General features: G+C 68.4%; 18 protein-coding genes and 1 pseudogene. 12 read left to right on the top strand and 7 right to left on the bottom strand.

Translation table 11 applies throughout. From position 1 onward, the window contains the following. Positions 1–75 precede the first annotated feature (75 nt). Positions 76–1,611, bottom strand: a complete 1,536-nt coding sequence (locus tag ACYQZ5_RS03170; RefSeq protein WP_379731767.1) for a glutamate-cysteine ligase family protein — start codon at positions 1,609–1,611, stop codon at positions 76–78. A gap of 96 nt (positions 1,612–1,707) precedes the next feature. On the opposite strand from ACYQZ5_RS03170, the gene ligA reads away from it, so the two are divergent. The 3 genes from ligA to ACYQZ5_RS03155 all read left to right on the top strand — a co-directional run bounded on the left by ligA (position 1,708) and on the right by ACYQZ5_RS03155 (position 5,610). Next, positions 1,708–3,447, top strand: a complete 1,740-nt coding sequence (gene ligA / locus ACYQZ5_RS03165; protein ID WP_459845130.1) for an ATP-dependent DNA ligase LigA — start codon at positions 1,708–1,710, stop codon at positions 3,445–3,447. A gap of 111 nt (positions 3,448–3,558) precedes the next feature. Further along, a complete protein-coding gene (locus ACYQZ5_RS03160; protein WP_379731002.1) occupies positions 3,559–4,335 on the top strand; it encodes an MBL fold metallo-hydrolase in 777 nt (258 codons plus the stop codon). A 495-nt stretch (positions 4,336–4,830) separates the two neighbouring features. Continuing rightward, positions 4,831–5,610 carry an MBL fold metallo-hydrolase gene (locus ACYQZ5_RS03155; protein WP_379731001.1) on the top strand — a complete coding sequence of 260 codons (780 nt, stop codon included), beginning with the start codon at positions 4,831–4,833 and terminating at the stop codon, positions 5,608–5,610. A 24-nt stretch (positions 5,611–5,634) separates the two neighbouring features. Here the strand turns inward: ACYQZ5_RS03155 and ACYQZ5_RS03150 are convergent, their stop codons facing one another. Then, positions 5,635–6,168 carry an Rrf2 family transcriptional regulator gene (locus tag ACYQZ5_RS03150; RefSeq protein ID WP_379731000.1) on the bottom strand — a complete coding sequence of 178 codons (534 nt, stop codon included), beginning with the start codon at positions 6,166–6,168 and terminating at the stop codon, positions 5,635–5,637. Between the two features lie 178 nt (positions 6,169–6,346). Between ACYQZ5_RS03150 and ACYQZ5_RS03145 the strand changes: the two genes are divergently transcribed. Beyond that, complete coding sequence (locus tag ACYQZ5_RS03145) at positions 6,347–7,300, top strand: NAD-dependent epimerase/dehydratase family protein (protein ID WP_379730999.1); 954 nt, start codon at positions 6,347–6,349, stop codon at positions 7,298–7,300. Here ACYQZ5_RS03145 and ACYQZ5_RS03140 read toward each other — a convergent pair whose 3' ends face one another. Further along, positions 7,301–7,477, bottom strand: a complete 177-nt coding sequence (locus ACYQZ5_RS03140) for a hypothetical protein (protein ID WP_379730998.1) — start codon at positions 7,475–7,477, stop codon at positions 7,301–7,303. A 90-nt stretch (positions 7,478–7,567) separates the two neighbouring features. Here ACYQZ5_RS03140 and ACYQZ5_RS03135 point away from each other — a divergent pair, with 90 nt between their 5' ends. Both ACYQZ5_RS03135 and ACYQZ5_RS03130 read left to right on the top strand, forming a co-directional pair. Beyond that, positions 7,568–8,308 (top strand): ribonuclease H-like domain-containing protein, encoded by a 741-nt coding sequence (locus ACYQZ5_RS03135; protein WP_379730997.1) that lies wholly within the window; start codon positions 7,568–7,570, stop codon positions 8,306–8,308. 37 nt (positions 8,309–8,345) lie between these two features. Further along, a pseudogene (locus tag ACYQZ5_RS03130) lies at positions 8,346–8,612 on the top strand (DUF8002 family protein); the annotation flags it as partial. A 7-nt stretch (positions 8,613–8,619) separates the two neighbouring features. Here ACYQZ5_RS03130 and ACYQZ5_RS03125 read toward each other — a convergent pair. After that, entirely contained in the window at positions 8,620–8,823 is a 204-nt protein-coding gene (locus tag ACYQZ5_RS03125; RefSeq protein ID WP_379730995.1) for a DUF5800 family protein, read from the bottom strand. Between the two features lie 168 nt (positions 8,824–8,991). On the opposite strand from ACYQZ5_RS03125, the gene ACYQZ5_RS03120 reads away from it, so the two are divergent. The 5 genes from ACYQZ5_RS03120 (at position 8,992) to ACYQZ5_RS03100 (ending at position 13,097) form a co-directional block, all read left to right on the top strand. Continuing rightward, positions 8,992–9,873, top strand: coding sequence for a polymer-forming cytoskeletal protein (locus tag ACYQZ5_RS03120; RefSeq protein WP_379730994.1), 882 nt, complete (start codon positions 8,992–8,994; stop codon positions 9,871–9,873). A 395-nt stretch (positions 9,874–10,268) separates the two neighbouring features. Continuing rightward, positions 10,269–11,450, top strand: coding sequence for a redox-regulated ATPase YchF (locus tag ACYQZ5_RS03115; RefSeq protein WP_379730993.1), 1,182 nt, complete (start codon positions 10,269–10,271; stop codon positions 11,448–11,450). Then, positions 11,450–11,881: a histone acetyltransferase gene (locus ACYQZ5_RS03110; RefSeq protein ID WP_379730992.1), complete on the top strand. Its 432-nt coding sequence runs from the start codon at positions 11,450–11,452 to the stop codon at positions 11,879–11,881. Before ACYQZ5_RS03115 ends, ACYQZ5_RS03110 begins: the two co-directional genes overlap by 1 nt. A gap of 49 nt (positions 11,882–11,930) precedes the next feature. After that, entirely contained in the window at positions 11,931–12,440 is a 510-nt protein-coding gene (locus ACYQZ5_RS03105) for a hypothetical protein (RefSeq protein ID WP_459845122.1), read from the top strand. Positions 12,441–12,443: 3 nt separating this feature from the next. Then, complete coding sequence (locus ACYQZ5_RS03100) at positions 12,444–13,097, top strand: rhomboid family intramembrane serine protease (protein ID WP_379818293.1); 654 nt, start codon at positions 12,444–12,446, stop codon at positions 13,095–13,097. A 33-nt stretch (positions 13,098–13,130) separates the two neighbouring features. Here the strand turns inward: ACYQZ5_RS03100 and ACYQZ5_RS03095 are convergent, their stop codons facing one another. Genes ACYQZ5_RS03095 through ACYQZ5_RS03085 form a run of 3 tightly spaced genes read right to left on the bottom strand, consistent with a single transcriptional unit; the run spans position 13,131 to position 15,082 of the window. Next, positions 13,131–13,811 carry a hypothetical protein gene (locus ACYQZ5_RS03095; RefSeq protein ID WP_379730885.1) on the bottom strand — a complete coding sequence of 227 codons (681 nt, stop codon included), beginning with the start codon at positions 13,809–13,811 and terminating at the stop codon, positions 13,131–13,133. Continuing rightward, a complete protein-coding gene (locus tag ACYQZ5_RS03090) occupies positions 13,804–14,088 on the bottom strand; it encodes a sulfurtransferase TusA family protein (protein WP_379730884.1) in 285 nt (94 codons plus the stop codon). The genes ACYQZ5_RS03095 and ACYQZ5_RS03090 overlap by 8 nt, the downstream gene beginning before the upstream one ends. Then, a complete protein-coding gene (locus tag ACYQZ5_RS03085) occupies positions 14,081–15,082 on the bottom strand; it encodes a hypothetical protein (protein WP_379730883.1) in 1,002 nt (333 codons plus the stop codon). The genes ACYQZ5_RS03090 and ACYQZ5_RS03085 overlap by 8 nt, the downstream gene beginning before the upstream one ends. A gap of 255 nt (positions 15,083–15,337) precedes the next feature. Between ACYQZ5_RS03085 and ACYQZ5_RS03080 the strand changes: the two genes are divergently transcribed. Next, positions 15,338–16,234, top strand: coding sequence for a hypothetical protein (locus tag ACYQZ5_RS03080; RefSeq protein ID WP_379730882.1), 897 nt, complete (start codon positions 15,338–15,340; stop codon positions 16,232–16,234). Positions 16,235–16,316 lie beyond the last annotated feature (82 nt).

The raw sequence follows: 16,316 nt of genomic DNA, 5'->3' as shown, positions 1-16,316 counted from the left end.
CGCGATGGTGTCTGTAGCAAAACGCCGCGTTTCACGTTCTCCCGCTTTCCACCGTCGAACAGCCGTGTGACCGTCCTACGCCCAATCCGCGAACGACCCCTGCAGCAGCGTCTCACGCTGCTGGTGGACGTACTCGCGTTTGGTGTCCTGCACCGCGTCGGCGAACGGCTCCCCGTCCTCGGTCCGGTCGCGTGCGCGGTCGAGCTTCCACGACGCCGGAGTCACGCGGTTCTCGACGCGGTAGCGTAGCGGCGCGAGGTACTCCTCGGCGGCGGCTTCCGAGCAGCCAGCCGACTGCAGCCCCGCGCTCGCGTTCGCGAGCAGGTCGTCGTACAACTCGTCGGTGTCGGTCGTCCGCGCGCCGTCGGCGGTGATCCAGTGGAGGTCGGCGTCCAGCCCCTCACGCATCGCGTCGTAGAAGTTCGACTCGGCGGTCGCCCAGTCGAGTTCGTCGACCGGGTGGGCGTGGCGGGGGAGCTGCTGCATCAGCCCCGCGAAGGCCGCGAGGAACGCGACCGTGTCGGCCACGGTCGGCTGGCCGGGCAGCGGGCGGAACTCGATGCGGGCGTTGGCCGCCGAGCGGGTCGAGCCGCCGAACACCGGCCGCACCCAGCGCCAGTACGTGCCGTGTTTCGCCCGGAACGTCGGGAACTGGTCGTCGAATCGGTCGCCGTCGTCGTCGGTCGGGATCGGCACCACCACGTCGTCGCCCGCGATGCGGTCGACGGCCTCCTCGACGGTGTCCAGATCCGGCGGGAACGCGACCTTCTCGGCGTCGTCGGTGTTGAGCACCGACTCGAACACGGCGATCCGGTGCTCCGCGTGCGCTTCGTCGAGAATCGTCTCGGCGTCGACGCCGTCGGCGTAGAGGTCCGGCGGGAAGAACGGGGCGTTCACCCCGAGCGCGAGCAGCGGGCCGGCGATCCGCAGCGCGTACGTGTGGTGCCGGGGGAGGTCGGCCGCCCGGCTCATCTGGTAGTGAGGCTGGATCGACGTGATCAGGCTCTCGGGCATCACCGTGTCCGCTTCGATGTCGACGTTGGGCGCGTCGACGGTCATCGGCCCCGCCAGCGCGCCGCTGTTGGACATCGCGTGGTAGCGCACGGCGTCGCTCATGTTGACCGCGACCCGGACGCCGTCGTCGACGACGCTGTCGGTGAGATACTCCCGTGCGGTCTCGCCCGCGGGCGGGATCGTCCAGATGCCGTCGCTGACCAGCCGCATCCCCTCTGCCTTGGTGCAGTCGCGGGCGTTCTGGAGGTGTGACCGGATCTCGGCGGACTGTGCGGCCATCCCGTAGCTGTTGAACGGCTGCGGGCTGGTGGTCATCTCGGCGTTGTGCAGCCCGAGCTCCTTCTCGAAGTCGAGCAGGTCGAACAGCCGCCGTGGCACCCGCATCAGCGTGCCGTCGGTCGCGTCGTTCTCCGCCCACCGGCCGTCGGCGGCGGCGTAGAACTCGTACTCCATCCCCACCACGGCGCGGTGGTTGTCGAACGCCCCCTCGCGGAGCAGCGACTTCACGACCTCCGCGTCCTGTGCGGCCCGCTGGGCGAACGCGTCGGCGTCGACGGACTGCAACTCCCTGACCCGGTCGGCGAGCGTCTGTTCCATGCCCGTGGCTGTGTGTACGGAGAGGGAAGAGCCCGTGGGCCGACGGCCGGCGCCGCATCGGCGGCCTTTTTTGGGGGTTGCTCCTACCCCAGTCAGATGCAGTTCGCCGCCTTCGCCGACCGCGCCGCCGAACTGGAAGCCGAGCCCGCCGACCTCGAGACCGTCTCCTTGGTCGCGGACCTGCTCCGGGACGCCGGCAGCGAGATCGAGACCGTCGCGCGCGTCCTGCAGGGCCGGGTGTTCCCGGGCTGGGACGCCCGCACGCTCGACGTGGGGCCCGCGCTCTGCTACGAGGCGCTCGCGAAAGCCGCCGGCACGAACGTCACCGCCGACGATATCGAGGAGCGGCTGGCTGACGAGGGCGAGATCGGCGCCGTCGCCGAGGGGCTGCACCTCGGCGGCCAGCAGGGGCTGGGCGCGTTCGCGAGCGGTGGGGGCGGGAGCGACGGTCCGACGCTCGCCGAGGTCGACGAGGCGCTCCGGGAGGTCGCCGCCGCCGAGGGGGCCGGCAGCGAGGACACCAAGCTCGCGACGCTGTTCGGCCTGTTCTCGCGGGTCAGCGACGCCGAAGCCCGTTATCTCGCCCGGCTGGTGCTCGGCGAAATGCGGCTGGGCGTCGGCGAGGGCACCGTCCGCGACGCGATCGCCGAGGCGTTCGACGTCGACGCCGGCCTCGTCGCCGACGCGCTCCAGGTCAGCAACGACTACGGCCGGGTCGCCCGGATCGCCCGCGACGAGGGCGACGACGGGCTCGCCGAGATGAGCCTCACCGTCGGCCGCCCCGTCCAGTCGATGCTCGCGCAGGCCGGCACCGTCACCGGCGCGCTGGAGTCCTGGGAGGCGGTGGCCGCGGAGATCAAGTTCGACGGCGCGCGCGTCCAACTCCACCACCACCCCGACGGGATCGCGCCGCCCGAGGCCGACCGCGAGCCGACGCCCGACGACCCGACGGTGCGGCTCTACTCGCGGAACACCTCGGAGGTCACCGACGCGCTCCCCGAGATCCGGGAGTTCGCGGAGGAGCGACTGACGGCGCCGGCGATCCTCGACGGCGAAGTCGTGGCCGTCGACGACGACGGCGGCCCGCTGCCGTTCCAGGAGGTGCTCCGACGGTTCCGCCGGAAACACGACGTCGAGCGGATGCGCGAGACCGTCGAACTCGAACTTCACGCGTTCGACTGCCTGCTCGACGGCCGCGAGGAGGTCGAAGGAACTGATCTCCTCGAACGCCCGTTCCGGGAGCGCCACGGCCGACTCTCGGCGCTCCTGCCCGAGGCGGCGAGCGAGGTGCTGTACAGCGACGACGCCGACGAGATCGAGGCGTTCGAGCAGGACGCGCTCGAAGCGGGCCACGAGGGGATCATGCTCAAGCGGCCCGACTCGGCGTACACCCCGGGCGACCGCGGGCAGGACTGGCTCAAGCGCAAGCCCGACGTGGAGACGCTGGACTGCGTCGTCGTCGGCGCGGAGTGGGGCGAAGGCCGCCGCGCCAACGAGTTCGGGACGTTCCTGCTCGCGGTGGGGAGCGACGACGGCTACGAGACGGTCGGGAAGGTCGCGACGGGGATCACCGACGAGACGCTCGCCGAGCTCACCGAGCTGCTCGAACCCCACGTCGTCAGCGAGGACGGGCAGACCGTGGAGTTCCGGCCCGAGGTCGTGTTCGAGGTGGGGTACGAGGAGATTCAGGAGTCGCCGACCTACGGCGCCGGCTACGCGCTGCGCTTCCCGCGGTTCGTGGGCGTTCGGGAAGATAAGTCGGCGGAAGACGCGGATACAGTCGAGCGTGTGGAGCGGTTGGCCGAAGGTGTGGATTCGGTTTCGGTGGACGACTGATCGGTTGAGGAGAACTTTCGGTACGGGCCACGAGCTTCCCAGTGCATCGTCTGTACCCATCTCAGACGACGATTGAGAATCCTTATTAGTTGACTCGGGAACAGGTTGGCTATGCGTGTCACCCTCCTCGGGACTGGCGACGCGACAGGGATGCCTGCAGCACTCTGTGATTGTGAATACTGCGAGCAGAGCGCACCACGTCGTCGACCCGCAGTCCTCGTCGAGAGCGGCGACACCACAGTTGTACTCGATATCGGACCGGACCTGGTCGACCAACTTCAGCAGACAGAGACCTATCAGGTAGACGCCTTCTTTTTGACACATTTCCATCGTGACCACGCTGATGGACTGCTCGGACTGCTCCAGACCCTCCGTTCCGGAACCGAGACGGCGTGGAACGGCGCAGGGGATGCACATTCGTTCGATCTCCATATGACCGAGACGGCTACCGACCACCTCCGAGATTCGTTCGACTACTTTCTCGACCTACTGGAACCGACGTGGAGTCCGACTGGCGTTTCCATCGGAGAACTGGAGATCAGCCCGTTCGCTGTCGAACATATGCGTCCTGAGTACGAAACCGTCGGTTTCGTCGTCAGAGAAGGTGATCGAGCGATCGCATACGCCCCGGATATGGAGAGCTTCGTGGATGAACCGCCCGCGACAGATATCGACCTCTTCGTCTGTGAGGGGTCACCGTTCGTGGGCCTCAATCACGGGCCAGCAGACGAATTGAGTGCGGCGATAGCGAAACTTGACGCCGATAGAACTGTCCTCGTAAACGCCAGTGAGCACGCACGTCGTGAGCACACTCACGAATTAGAGAAGAACGCACAAGCGGCCGGTGCTGAACTGGGGGCCGACTTCGAAGAGTACACGATCCAATAGGCGGACGTGTTTCACTTCTGATTCGGTCGTACCCCCGAGTTGGACGCGGCTGCTCTCCGACCCCGCATATCTGTCGTCTGTTCCACAGCCTATTCTGAACGGAGAAGCCGTGCTACGAGTGACGGGTACTGTAACTGTAACAGCATCTCGTTCGTTGGCACCTTGTGACCGCACCGCTCCGCACAGCCCACAGACCTCCCCAGCCGATTCGCTCCCTCACTTCGTTCGGTCGCTCATCCCTCGCGCGCTCGTTCGCCCACGGAGGCGCTCACGTCGCGCGCCACCACCGGCCGCGGGGGGAGGGGTGGGGAATCGGTACTGTGCCGAGCCTCGTGCTCAGCACACTGCGGTCGCAAGTGGTCTAGCACCGGGATGCTGTTGCTGCCGCAGTAATCGGCGAACTACACCACGACGCTGCCCCGAAACCCCGCCACTGAATATTCGCCGAATACCGCTCCAACAACCCCTAAGGACCCCCCGACCCCACCCCCGACTATGACTGTCCATCACGACGGCCTCGCCGTCACGTGGCTCGGCTACGCGACCACCCGAATCGAGACCCCGGGCGGCTTCGTCGCCTACCTCGACCCCGGCCGCTACGGCGTGCTCACGGGCGACTGGACCCCCGTCGGCGGCGGCAACCCCACGGACGCCGCCCACCCGCGATCGACCGACTACCGCCCCGAGGACGCCGATCTCGTCTGTGTCACCCACGATCACCACTACGACTCCGACGGGATCGATCGCGTCGCGAACGAGGACACCACCGTCGTCGTCTACGAAGCCGTCGACCCGGCAGGAATCGACCGCGACGTAGCGCCCGTCTCCGAACTCCCCGGCGACGTCGTCCGGATCGGCGAGGAGGACCACCTCGCTGTCGACGGGCCGGACGGCGGTGCGGACGTCTGGTCGGTCCCGGCGTACAACGAGCCGGACGGCCCGCGGGCCGACGTGGACGGGAACGTCAGCCACCCGAAGGGGTTCGGCGTCGGCTACCGGCTCGCCATCGGCGGCACGTCGGTGTTCTGGCCGGGCGACAGCGACGCGCTGGACGCGTTCGCGGAGCTGTCAGTGTCGTTGTTCCTCGCGAACATCGCCGGGACGGTCGTCAGTAGCGCCGCGGAGTCGGCCGACCTCGCCGAGCGCATGAATCCGGACTTGGTGCTGCCGGTCCACTACAACACGATCGAGATCTTGCAGGCCGACTCCGGCGCGTTCGCGGCGGACGTCGCCAAACGGGGTGTGCCGGTGGTGCTGGACGAACGGGAGGGGTAGAACAGCGAGCGGTGGACCGTGCGCTCAGTGCGCGGCGTCTCCGGCCGGCGCCGCCATCGACTCGATCTCGAGGATGACCACGTTCGCGGTCGTGTCCTTCCCGTCGACGGTGCCCTCGACGACCAGCGCCGACAGCGGGGTCGGGCCGGCGCGCACCTCGTCGCCCTCGTGGAACTCCTTGACGGAGCCGCGCAGGTGGAGTTCGGCCCGACAGAGGTCGGGGTTGTGGACGCTGGTGAGGCGGATCTCCTCGACGTTGACGCCGGATAGCTCCTCGCCCTCGTGGACCAGCGGCACCGACGCCGGCTCGTCCAGTTGCTGCACGTCGAGCGCGTTGAACGCGTTGGTCGTCGGCTTGTAGCCGCCCTTCGGGCCGGGGACCCCCTCGACCAACTGGAGCGCCTTCAGGCTCTGCATCTGGTTGCGGATCGTCCCGGGGTTTCGGCCAACCTCCTCGGCGATCGCCTCGCCTTTGACCGCGGACTCGCGTTCGCCGTGGAGGTTGACGAGCGCCCTAAGAATCGTACGCTGGCTGGCCGTGAGCTCGATCGAAGACATTTGTCGAGATGTGACCGGCGGAAGCACATAAATCTGCGCACACCGGCGGCCGAAGTGAGGATGTTTGGGGAGAATACCCGGATCGTTCCACAGAACTGTTCAGAAATAGGCTTGGTCCGGACGGACGTGGGTATCGCCGAACGACAGGCCTTTGCCGCCGCCGGGTGGAGGCTCGCACATGAACGGCAAGCGCGTGCTCGTCACCGGCGGCGCGGGGTTCATCGGCTCGAACCTCTCGAACCACCTCGCGGCCGACAACGAGGTGATCGCGCTGGACAACTGCTACCTCGGCACGCCAGAGAACCTCGACGACGACGTGATCTTCGCGGAGGCGGACGTGCTCGACGACGACCTCCCGACCGACGTGGACGCCGTGTTCCACCTCGCCGCGCTCTCCTCCCGCGAGATGCTGGAGGAGAACCCCCGGCAGGGCGCCCGCGTCAACATCGAGGGGTTCGTCAACGTCGTCGAGCAGGCGATGGACGACGGCTGCGAGACGTTCGTCTACGCCTCGACCTCCTCGATCTACGGGAGTCAGGAGGACCCCTGCAGCGAGGCGATGCCCGTCGAGGCGTCGACGGGGTACGACGCGTCGATGATGGGCCGGGAGCGCTACGCAGAGTACTACTCCGACTTCCACGACCTCACGCTCGCGGGGATGCGCTTCTTCTCCGTCTATCAGGGGTACGGCGGCAACGAGGAACACAAGGGGGAGTACGCAAACACGATCGCCCAGTTCGCCGACGCGATCGCCGACGGCGAGTCGCCGGTGCTCTGGGGCGACGGCACGCAGACCCGCGATTTCACCCACGTCGACGACATCGTCCGCGGCCTCGAACTCGCCGCCGAGAACGAACTCGACGGCGTGTACAACCTCGGCGTCGGTGACCCCTACACGTTCAACGAGATGGTCGACATGATCAACGAGGAGCTGGGGACCGACGTGGACCCCGTCTACGAGCCGGTGCCGCTGGAGAACTACGTCTTCCACACCCACGCCGACCCCTCGAAGTTCAAGGACGCCACGGGCTGGGAGCCCGAGATCAGCTTCGAGGAGGGCGTGAGCCGGGTGTGCGAGCCGTACAAGGAACGCGAGGACGGCGAGAGCGAGCGCGAACGGCTACAGGAGTAGCTACTCGCTGTCCGCCAGCCCGGAGGAGTCGGGCTGGAGGACGCCGATCAGCCCGAAGAGATACCCGAGGGCGAGCAACAGGAGGCCGACCCCGCCGCCGGCAGTCGCCGCGCCGAGCGATACGAAACCGCCGAGGAGCAGCGTCAACAGCCCGAGTCGGTAAACTGTCTGGTTCACGGCCCACGGCTTCCCGCGGTCGCTACCTCGTTCTTTCGCCTTCCCCCACGGAGCGCCGAGTTTATCACCCGGAACCGCCCCACTCCAGCCATGCGCGTCGAGAACTCCTTCATCCCCGTCCGCGGGGTCGGCGAGACGACCGAACGCCGGCTCTGGGAAGACGACATCACCCACTGGGACGACTTCCACCCGAGCGCGGTCGGCCGCAAGACCGGCGAGCGCGTCGAATCGTTCATCGACGAGGCCCGGCCCCGCCTCGACGCCGGCGACGCCGCCTTCTTCGACCAGCAGTTCCCCTCCAGCGAGCGCTGGCGGCTCTACGAGAACTTCCGCGACTCGGCCTGCTTCTTCGACATCGAGACCACCGGGCTCGATCAGGAACGGAACGAGGTCACGACCGTCTCGTTCCACCGCGACGGCGAGACGACGACGCTCGTCAACGGCGACGACCTGACCGCCGAGAACGTCCGGGCGCAGTTCGCGGACGCCGACCTGCTGGTGACGTTCAACGGGAAGCGCTTCGACGTGCCGTTCCTCGAGACCTCGTTCGGCCTCGACGTGGAGACGCCCCACCTCGACCTGATGTACACCTGCAAGAAACTCGGGCTCTCCGGCGGCCTGAAGCCGATCGAGCAGGAGATCGGCATCGAGCGCGACCGACCGGACATCTCCGGCCGCGACGCGGTCCGCCTCTGGAAGGAGCACGAGCGCGGCGAGGACGGCTCGCTGGAGACGCTGATCTCCTACAACCGCGAGGACGCCGTCAACCTCCGGACGCTGGCCGACGAGGCGACCGAACGGCTGGACCGCCGGACGTTCGTCGACGGCTGAGGCGGGGCGGCCCGGAGACTTTTGTACGACCGGCCAGAGTCCCGCGGGTATGGGAGAGAACGGCGGCGACGAGAGCAGTGACGCGTCCGGCGGCGAGGCCCGTCGACGCGCGGCCGACGCGTCCGGGGAGGACGAGACCGTCCCGCGAGTCGATCTGGGGCTGCGGGAGCTGTCGGTGTCGGTGACCGGCCGGTCGGACGACGACCTCGAGGCCGTCGCGGAGAGCGCCCAGGACCTGATGGGCTACCTCGTCGCGGAGGCCGACGGACTGGAGGACGACCACGACGAGTACGGGCTGAGTTGATCGGGCGTCAGATCGACTCGACGATGTCGCCGATTCGGCGGGGTTCCCCCGAGATGTTGGGGTCCTCCTCGACGATCTTGAGCACCTCGTGGTCGGTCACGTCTGGGTAGGACTTCTCGGTCGCCTCCTCGATCAGCGCCTTCTCCAGTCGGAACTCGGTGCCCTCGTAGACGACGTCGACGCCCTCATCGTCGAACGAAAGTGCGGTCATGCGCCGACGTACGACGCCGCCGGGGGTTAACCTCACGCTTCCGGGGCGAGCCTCGGCCTCGTCACCGCCGAACGCGGCCGTCCAGCCGCGGATGCCGGCAACAACTGTCGAGAACCAGATGTATGTCTGACGGAGCCTTTTAAGTATGGAGACCGACCTATCGCGTGTATGTCGCTCCGTCAGGACCCGCTCGACGAACTGTCCATCCCCAGCGGCACCGTGGTCGAGGAGCACGACCTCGTCACCGACGGTGACGTGCTGGTCGGTGGCCAGTCGACCGTCGAGTTCGGAGTCCGCGGCCGCTCGGTCGCGGCCGGCGAACGGAGCAGTTTCGGCGGCCACATCGAGGCCGAGAACGACTGTCGGCTGGACATGTGGACCGACGTGGACGGCGACGTGCTCGTCGGCGAGGACGCCTACTTGGGGGAACGCGCCCGGATCGGCGGGCAGTTGATGGTCTCGGGCGATCTGGACATCGGCGACGACGTGGAGATCGAGGAGGGGTTCGAGGCCAACGGCTGGATCACGATCCGGAACCCGATGCCGACGCTGGTGTTCTACTTCATCGTGCTCTCCCAACTTCTCCGGCTGGGCGAGGAGGAGGCCGCCGACGACTTGGCGTACGCGCTGGCCGACGGCGGCGAGGCCGAGCAGGCGCCGCTGGTGATCCCGCGGGGATCGTCGGTCTCCGACGACGCGTGGCGCGTCTCGACGCCCGCGACGATCGGCTCGGACTGCCGACTCCACGGGAACATCCGCGCGACGGAGGTGACGATCGAGGAGCGCTCGGAGCTGTTCGGCAGCGTCCGCGCCCGTGGCGACGTGCACCTCCACTCCGGCAGCGTGATTCACGGCGACGTGAGCACGCGGGACGGCCGCGTCACGATCGACGCCGGCGCGAACGTCCGCGGCGACGTGTCGTGTGGCGACCTGCGCGTCCACGAGCGCGCGAACGTCGAGGGGACGATGCGCGCCGACGGCGAGATCCAGTTGGTGCAGTCCGACGACTCGGCGCCGACGGACCCACAGGAGCAGACGCCTGATTTCTGAGTTTCACGATTTTCTCGGCGAGGGAACGCTGTCGGCGCGAAGCGCTCGCGCCGCCGTGCGCGAGCGAGCGCGAGGGACGAACGAGTGAACGGAGTGAACGAGTGAGTCGGCTGGGGAGGCGTGTGGGCTGTGCTGTCGGGTGGGACTGAAAGGGGCTGTCGGCTCGACGAACCCGGACGACGCAAGCACCGCAAGGAGCGAAGCGACTGAGGAGCGAAGCGAGTCCCGGGAGTCGAGCCGCCAGGGGCTTTCACGGTGTTGCTGATCCTGTTTACTCACCATACGCCACTGTGCCCGGTGCGAGCGGATAGAGAGTCTACCACCTTCCCAACTCAGAATCCCCAGTATCGACCGAAAGGCAGTTCCTCCCGTCCACTGAACCAACCCCCAACTAAATGCTCTCGGTCGCGCTCGCCGGCAAACCCAACGCCGGCAAGTCCACGTTCTTCAAGGCCGCCACGATGGCCGACGTCGACGTCGGCAACTACCCGTTCACCACCATCGACCCGAACCGCGGCGTCAGCCACGTCCGCACCGAGTGCCCCTGCCTCGACCGCGAACAGCGCTGTGACAGCGACAACTGCCGCGACGGGAAGCGCTACGTCCCGGTCGAACTGCTCGACGTGGCCGGCCTCGTCCCCGGCGCCCACGAGGGCCGCGGCCTCGGCAATCAGTTCCTCGACGCGCTGACCGACGCCGACGTGATCCTCAACGTCGTCGACGCCGCCGGCGCGACCGACGAGGAGGGCGAACCCGTCGAGGTCGGCACGTACGACCCGACCGAGGAGGCCACGTTCATCGAGGAGGAGATGGACCGCTGGCTCACCGGCATCGTCGACCGCAACTGGGAGTCCGTCGAGCGAAAGTCCCGCTCGCCCGACTTCGACATCGACGAGGCGCTGCACGACCTGCTCACGGGCTTCGGCGCCGACGAGTACGACGTGACCGCGACGCTCCGCGGGATGGAGTACCCCGACAACCCCCGGGACTGGACCGACGACCACCGCGAGACGCTCGCCCGCGATCTGCGAGCGCGCACGAAGCCGATCGTCCTCGTCGCGAACAAGATCGACATCGCGCCCGAGGAGAACGTCGAGGCGCTACGGGAAACCGACAAGCCGGTCGTCCCCTGCACCGCCGACGGAGAACTCGCGCTCAGAAACGGCGCCGAGGCGGGAATCCTGAACTACGACCCCGGCGACGAGGACTTCGAGATCGTCGGCGACGTGAGCGAGAAACAGGAGCAGGGCCTCGAGACGATTCGGGAGACGATGGCCGACCACGGCGGCACGGGCGTCCAGCAGTCGCTGAACGAGGCGGTGTACGGCCTGCTCGACCGACTCACCGCCTACCCCGTCCAGAACGAGTCGAAGTGGACCGACGGCACCGGCAACGTCCTCCCCGACGCGTTCCTGCTGCCCGAGGGGTCGACGCCGAAAGACCTCGCCTACGCCGTTCACTCCGACATCGGCGACGGCTACGTCCACGCCGTCGACGCCCGCGCGGGCCGGCGCATCGGCGAGGATCACGAACTCGAGGAGGGTGACGTGATCAAGATCGTCTCCACCGCCTCCTGATGGCCGACGGTGAGAAAATCGAACAGCGACCGCTCGCCGACCTCCACCCGAGCCAACTGCTCGTGAGCGCCGCGAAGCTCCGCGGCGTGTTCGAGTGGTGGGACGCCGACGACCCCGATCCGGAGCCGCTGCCGTATCTGGACCCTGTCGAGGATCTTGGACTCGACCCCGGAACGGTCGAGCCGGGCCGGGTCGTGCTCGCGGACGGCCACACGCGCGCACTCGCGACGGTCCTCTCGGGCACCGAGACGGTGCCGGTCGTCCGTGACCCCGACAGGGAGGAGCTCTCGATGGGGATTTACAGGGAGTGTCTCGGCTGGTGTATCGACGAGGGCGTCCGTCGGCCCGCGGATCTCGTCGGGCGGATGGTGAGCGACGAGACGTTCCGGACCGAGTGGGTCGAGCGGTGTCGGGCGGTCGCCGAGGAGTGAGCGCGACCCAAAAACGCTATTCCGCCGTTCTCCCACCGACAACACAGTGGTGGGCGAGTTCCGCACCAAGGACGGCCGCTGTATCGTCGCGGAGGACGGCCTCCGCATCCGGGTCGGCGAGCGGAGCCCGCTGGGGACGCTCCGCGACGCGCTGACCGACGAGGAGATTCCCCCGGTTCGGCGCGCGGGCGTCGCGCTGTTCGGCCTCGCGGTCGTCGTCGGCGTCGTGCTGGCGGTCCGGACGCTGCCGGTGTGGCTCTCCGGCGCCGGCGTAGGGCTGCTGCTCGCGTGGCTCGTCTGGTCGCGGCTCCACGGCGGGCAGCCCGAGAAGGAGATCAGCATCCAGTACGACGCCGTCGAGAGCGTCGAACCCGAGTACGGGCTCCCGCTTTTGACCCGGCCGCGGTTCGTGATCCGCTACCGCTCGGAGGGCGGCGTGAAACGGCGCTACGTGCTCTGTCCCTCGCGGCTCTACGGCTTCGGCGCCTACGAACGCGGAAAGGAGCTGTTCGCCGAACAGGGGCTGTGGCAGGAGCCGGAGGCGACTAACGACGAGTAGGCCATGGTCCGCGAACCCGACCCGGAGCGACCGTCCCGTCGGGTCGCCGCGGACCTGCGGGACTGGTTCGGCGGCGCCCCAGTCACGTGGGGCGCCGTCGCGCTGTTGCTCTGCTGGCACGCGCTCGCCCCGTGGCTCGCCGCCGCGTTCGGGGCGGACCGCTTCGGGGCGTGGTTCGTCGCGCGAGCGTCGCCCTCGCCGGGGTGGCTGCTCGCGGTGCTCAGTCACGCCGACCTGAACCACCTCACAGCGAACCTCCTCTTTCTGGTGATCTGGGGGACGATCGCCGAACACGCGCTGGGGGCGCGACGCTACGCCGGCTTCCTCGCCGCGACCGGCGTCGCCGGGATACTGGCACAGGTCGCCCAGTACGTCGTCGCGGGCGTCACCGGTGGGATCGTCGGCGCCAGCGGCGCGGCACAGGCCACGACCGCGTTCGCCGCCGTGGCGCTGGCGCGGGGGCGCGGCCCCGTCGAGAGCCCGGCGCTGCGCCGCGGGCTGGTGTCGGGCGCGGCCGTTGTCGTTACGCTCCAGCTGCTGAACGACTTCGTCGGCGCGTCGGCGATTGCCCCGGAGAGCTCGGGCGTCGCCCACCTGACGGGAATGCTCCTCGGTGCCGGCTACGCATTGGTCGAGGTCGGGCGGAACACAGCTTGACCGGCTCCGACGGAAGTATCGAACTCCGCGGGGTTACGCAGTGTCCTCGATCGTGAACGGGCCGTCGCCGGGGGGCGCGTCGAGGATCCCCTGTACGCGGTCGTGCCACTGGTCCCGGAACGTCGCGGCTTCCGCCTCGTCAGCGTCGCCAGCGACGAGCTTCGAGAGCATCCGCATCGGCGGCCCGCCGCCCTCGGAATCCGCGCCGGTCGCTGACGGGTCGAACGAGACGACGACCGCCGAATCGACGTCCGTTCGTTCGAAGCGGAACGCCCGGCCGGCGGCGTCCACCTCGCCGAACGTCAGGAGCTTTTCGCGGCCCCCGAATCCGCCGAAGCCGGCGAACCCCGTCTCGTCCGCCGCGCCGGTGATGTGCCGGACGACGTTCGCCATCGGGCCGAGTCCGGAGTCCCCCGGACTCCCCCCGACGGTGACCTCGATCTCCGAGCGTACCGGAAGCGTGTCCGGGTAGAGCCGTTCGAGCGCGAGTTGGGTCGACCGGTACGCACCGGCGACGGCCGGGCAGGCGTGTCCGGCGGCTTTCACGACGTCACCGAACGTCAGGACGAACGGTTCACCCGCCGGAACCGTTCCGAGAACCTCGGCGAGCGGGTCGCGGATCCGGATCGGGTCCGCCTCGGGGAGACGCTCCCAGTGCGTGTCAGTCGGTGCCTGTACCGTTCCGTCGGCAGTCGGTGAATCGATCTTACTCATGGTGGATCTCCAGGTAGGTCGTGTACTCCTTTCTGAGAAGTCGTCCGCGCTCGCTCTCGATGCCGAGCAGTTCGTGTGGCGTCTGTTCCGCCAGCCGTGGGTACTCCTGTTTCGCCCGTCTGTCGGTGCTTTTCACCACGAGCACCGCTCCCTCCGGGAGGTCTTCGAGCGCCCGTTGGACCCGGGCGATCCCGCTCGCACACCCGCGGCCGCGGTTGTCGACGGTCATGTCGGGTTCGACGCCGGCTCCCGCGTCCGGTGCTGTGGCCTCAGTCATCGCTCCGCACCTCCGAGCCACCCGCGGTCGGATCGCTATCCGCCGTCCCCTCCCCGCCGAGTTCGTCGAGTTCACAGACACCCTCGATCGGTGAACAGGCCCGCCACATCGGGCAGAGCTTGAACACGACGACGAGGACGCCGATGAACCCCACCTTCGCGAGCACCGTCAGGCCGACGGCGCTTCCCAGATACGCCTCGGCGTTCACCCCGAGTCCATCGACGGCCTGGTAGAGGCCGGTCAGGAACAGCGTCGGGATGACGAACCGGACCGCCCAGCGGAACCGCTCGAGCTGCTCGCCGGCCGCTCGGACGACCGGGACGGTCGGCCGCTTCTGCCCCGTCGGGACGGCGACGAAGATGTTCCACACTGCACCGCCGACCCACACCGCGAACGCCACGAGGTGGAGGACGCGCACCACCACTGCGGCAGGATCGAGGCCGGTCACCGCGACCTCTGCGACGGCCGTCGCGACGACGACCGCGAGTGCGAGCCCGAGCGTCACGACGCCCGTCGGAGTTCGGAACTGCCGTTCGACAGCCTCGCTTCCAAGTATCTGCACGAGGGCCATCGCGAGCAGCGCGCCGACCAACGCGGCGTACCCGACGAGGGCGGTCGTCGGTCCGAACACGGCGACGTACTCCCGGAGAACTACGGCCCCGCTGACGGCCAGAACGACGGTCGCGCCGGCCGCGATGCGGTCGAAGCGATCGTACATCTCCGCGCAGTAGTCGGCGGCGTCGTCGCCGAGGTCGGCGGGTCGGACGAAGACGTGTTTCCAGACGAGTCCGCCAGTGAGAACGCCCAGTCCGACGAGGTACAGCCACTTGGCCACCGCACCGGCGAGAGTCGCGGTCCCGTCGAGGGTCGCTGTCACCCACGTGCCGGCCAGCGATGCCGCCAGAATGACGCCGAGGGCGACTTTCGGAAGCGTGTACCTGTCGAAGAGGGCGTCGGGCTGTTCCGCGGTGGTTCCGGTTTGGGGTTCTGGCATGAGGTGTGGCCTCCCCTCGGCGAGGGGTTAGCCCGGCCGAAAGCTAAGCACCGGGGCGGAGATATTCGGGCGAGAGCACTTGCCGTCTCGCTCGGGGGGCGCCGTCAGCGTCGCTCGCCCCCACCCGAACGTTCGAAGTACGGCGACGGTCACACGTGGCACATCACAGCCTCTGCTCTCGGGACCGACCACCGGACGCGTTCGCGAACATCTCAGGGAGAGAGCTTTCCCGAACTGACAGCGTAGGGGAGTGCGATGACCGAGCGGACACCTTCGGGCGGGTCCCGAGAGACCGTCGAGTGGCGGCGGCTGTCGCCCGGTGAACTGCCGTCACCCATCGTTCGTCGGCTCCCCTACCTCGAACTGAAGCTCGAACACCCGGAGCTCGAACCGTCCGGGATCGGCGATCGGTTCTTCCCCGACGCCGTTCCGTACGAACTCGACGGGACTCGACGGGTCTTCTACTGGCGGCCGTCGATGGCGTCGTCAGCCGGGGAGCCGAGCGACTGGGAACTGGCCTGTGCGACGACGCACGAACTCCGCGGAGTCAGTTCGCTCCCGGCGGACGCTCCGCGGCTCGTCACTCGGGGCGACGACCGGACGGTGGTCGCCGTCGACGGCACGATCGGCGGCGAGACGACGACGACGGTCGTGTCGTCGTACTCGGTCCCCGACGTTTCCGTCGAGAACTGTTCGGACTCGGCGGTCGAACTGACGGTCGACGGAGCCGAGTACAGTATCGCGGCGGGGGAACGCCGGCAGATTGCGCTCGAGGAACGACACGTCGAACTCGTCGGCGAGGACGGCGAATCGACGAGCGTCACCCCGGAGATCGGCGTCCGGTTCCCGGGTCGGCGCGAACTCCACCACCCGGCTCACGGCGCGACGTACCGGCTGTTCCCCTCGTTCGACATCGACGTCGACCAGCTCCCGAACCCGCTACCGATACCGACCGCAGCCCGCGAACTCGACGACACCGCCCTCGCGGAAGCGTTGGGCGTCGATCTGTCACGGCGACCCTACCCCGAACGAGTGCTCTGGCAGGCGTTCGCTCATACGGCGTTCGGCCGCCACACCGGCGCGGAGCCGGAGCTGGCGCAGTTGGCTACCGGCCACATCGGACTCCGGATCAGGGAGTCCCGAACGGAGTGAGTGTCGCCCGTCGGGCCGGCCAGAGCGCACCGGTCGAAACCGAAGAAATTCGGGAGTACGCTTTCCGACGTCGCTGGGAGAG

Source organism: Halolamina salina, from assembly GCF_054653455.1.
This window is presented reverse-complemented; position numbering and strand designations above follow the sequence as displayed.

Excerpts from the sequence above, each read along its gene's own strand:
- ACYQZ5_RS03160 (WP_379731002.1), top strand. The coding sequence starts at position 3,559 with ATGCGTGTCACCCTCCTCGGGACTGGCGACGCGACAGGGATGCCTGCA.
- ACYQZ5_RS03155 (WP_379731001.1), top strand. The coding sequence starts at position 4,831 with ATGACTGTCCATCACGACGGCCTCGCCGTCACGTGGCTCGGCTACGCG.
- ACYQZ5_RS03125 (WP_379730995.1), bottom strand. The coding sequence starts at position 8,823 with ATGACCGCACTTTCGTTCGACGATGAGGGCGTCGACGTCGTCTACGAG.
- ACYQZ5_RS03080 (WP_379730882.1), top strand. The coding sequence starts at position 15,338 with ATGACCGAGCGGACACCTTCGGGCGGGTCCCGAGAGACCGTCGAGTGG.
- ACYQZ5_RS03110 (WP_379730992.1), top strand. The coding sequence starts at position 11,450 with ATGGCCGACGGTGAGAAAATCGAACAGCGACCGCTCGCCGACCTCCAC.
- ligA (WP_459845130.1), top strand. The coding sequence starts at position 1,708 with ATGCAGTTCGCCGCCTTCGCCGACCGCGCCGCCGAACTGGAAGCCGAG.
- ACYQZ5_RS03115 (WP_379730993.1), top strand. The coding sequence starts at position 10,269 with ATGCTCTCGGTCGCGCTCGCCGGCAAACCCAACGCCGGCAAGTCCACG.
- ACYQZ5_RS03135 (WP_379730997.1), top strand. The coding sequence starts at position 7,568 with ATGCGCGTCGAGAACTCCTTCATCCCCGTCCGCGGGGTCGGCGAGACG.
- ACYQZ5_RS03170 (WP_379731767.1), bottom strand. The coding sequence starts at position 1,611 with ATGGAACAGACGCTCGCCGACCGGGTCAGGGAGTTGCAGTCCGTCGAC.
- ACYQZ5_RS03100 (WP_379818293.1), top strand. The coding sequence starts at position 12,444 with ATGGTCCGCGAACCCGACCCGGAGCGACCGTCCCGTCGGGTCGCCGCG.
- ACYQZ5_RS03090 (WP_379730884.1), bottom strand. The coding sequence starts at position 14,088 with ATGACTGAGGCCACAGCACCGGACGCGGGAGCCGGCGTCGAACCCGAC.
- ACYQZ5_RS03095 (WP_379730885.1), bottom strand. The coding sequence starts at position 13,811 with ATGAGTAAGATCGATTCACCGACTGCCGACGGAACGGTACAGGCACCG.
- ACYQZ5_RS03120 (WP_379730994.1), top strand. The coding sequence starts at position 8,992 with ATGTCGCTCCGTCAGGACCCGCTCGACGAACTGTCCATCCCCAGCGGC.
- ACYQZ5_RS03145 (WP_379730999.1), top strand. The coding sequence starts at position 6,347 with ATGAACGGCAAGCGCGTGCTCGTCACCGGCGGCGCGGGGTTCATCGGC.
- ACYQZ5_RS03085 (WP_379730883.1), bottom strand. The coding sequence starts at position 15,082 with ATGCCAGAACCCCAAACCGGAACCACCGCGGAACAGCCCGACGCCCTC.
- ACYQZ5_RS03150 (WP_379731000.1), bottom strand. The coding sequence starts at position 6,168 with ATGTCTTCGATCGAGCTCACGGCCAGCCAGCGTACGATTCTTAGGGCG.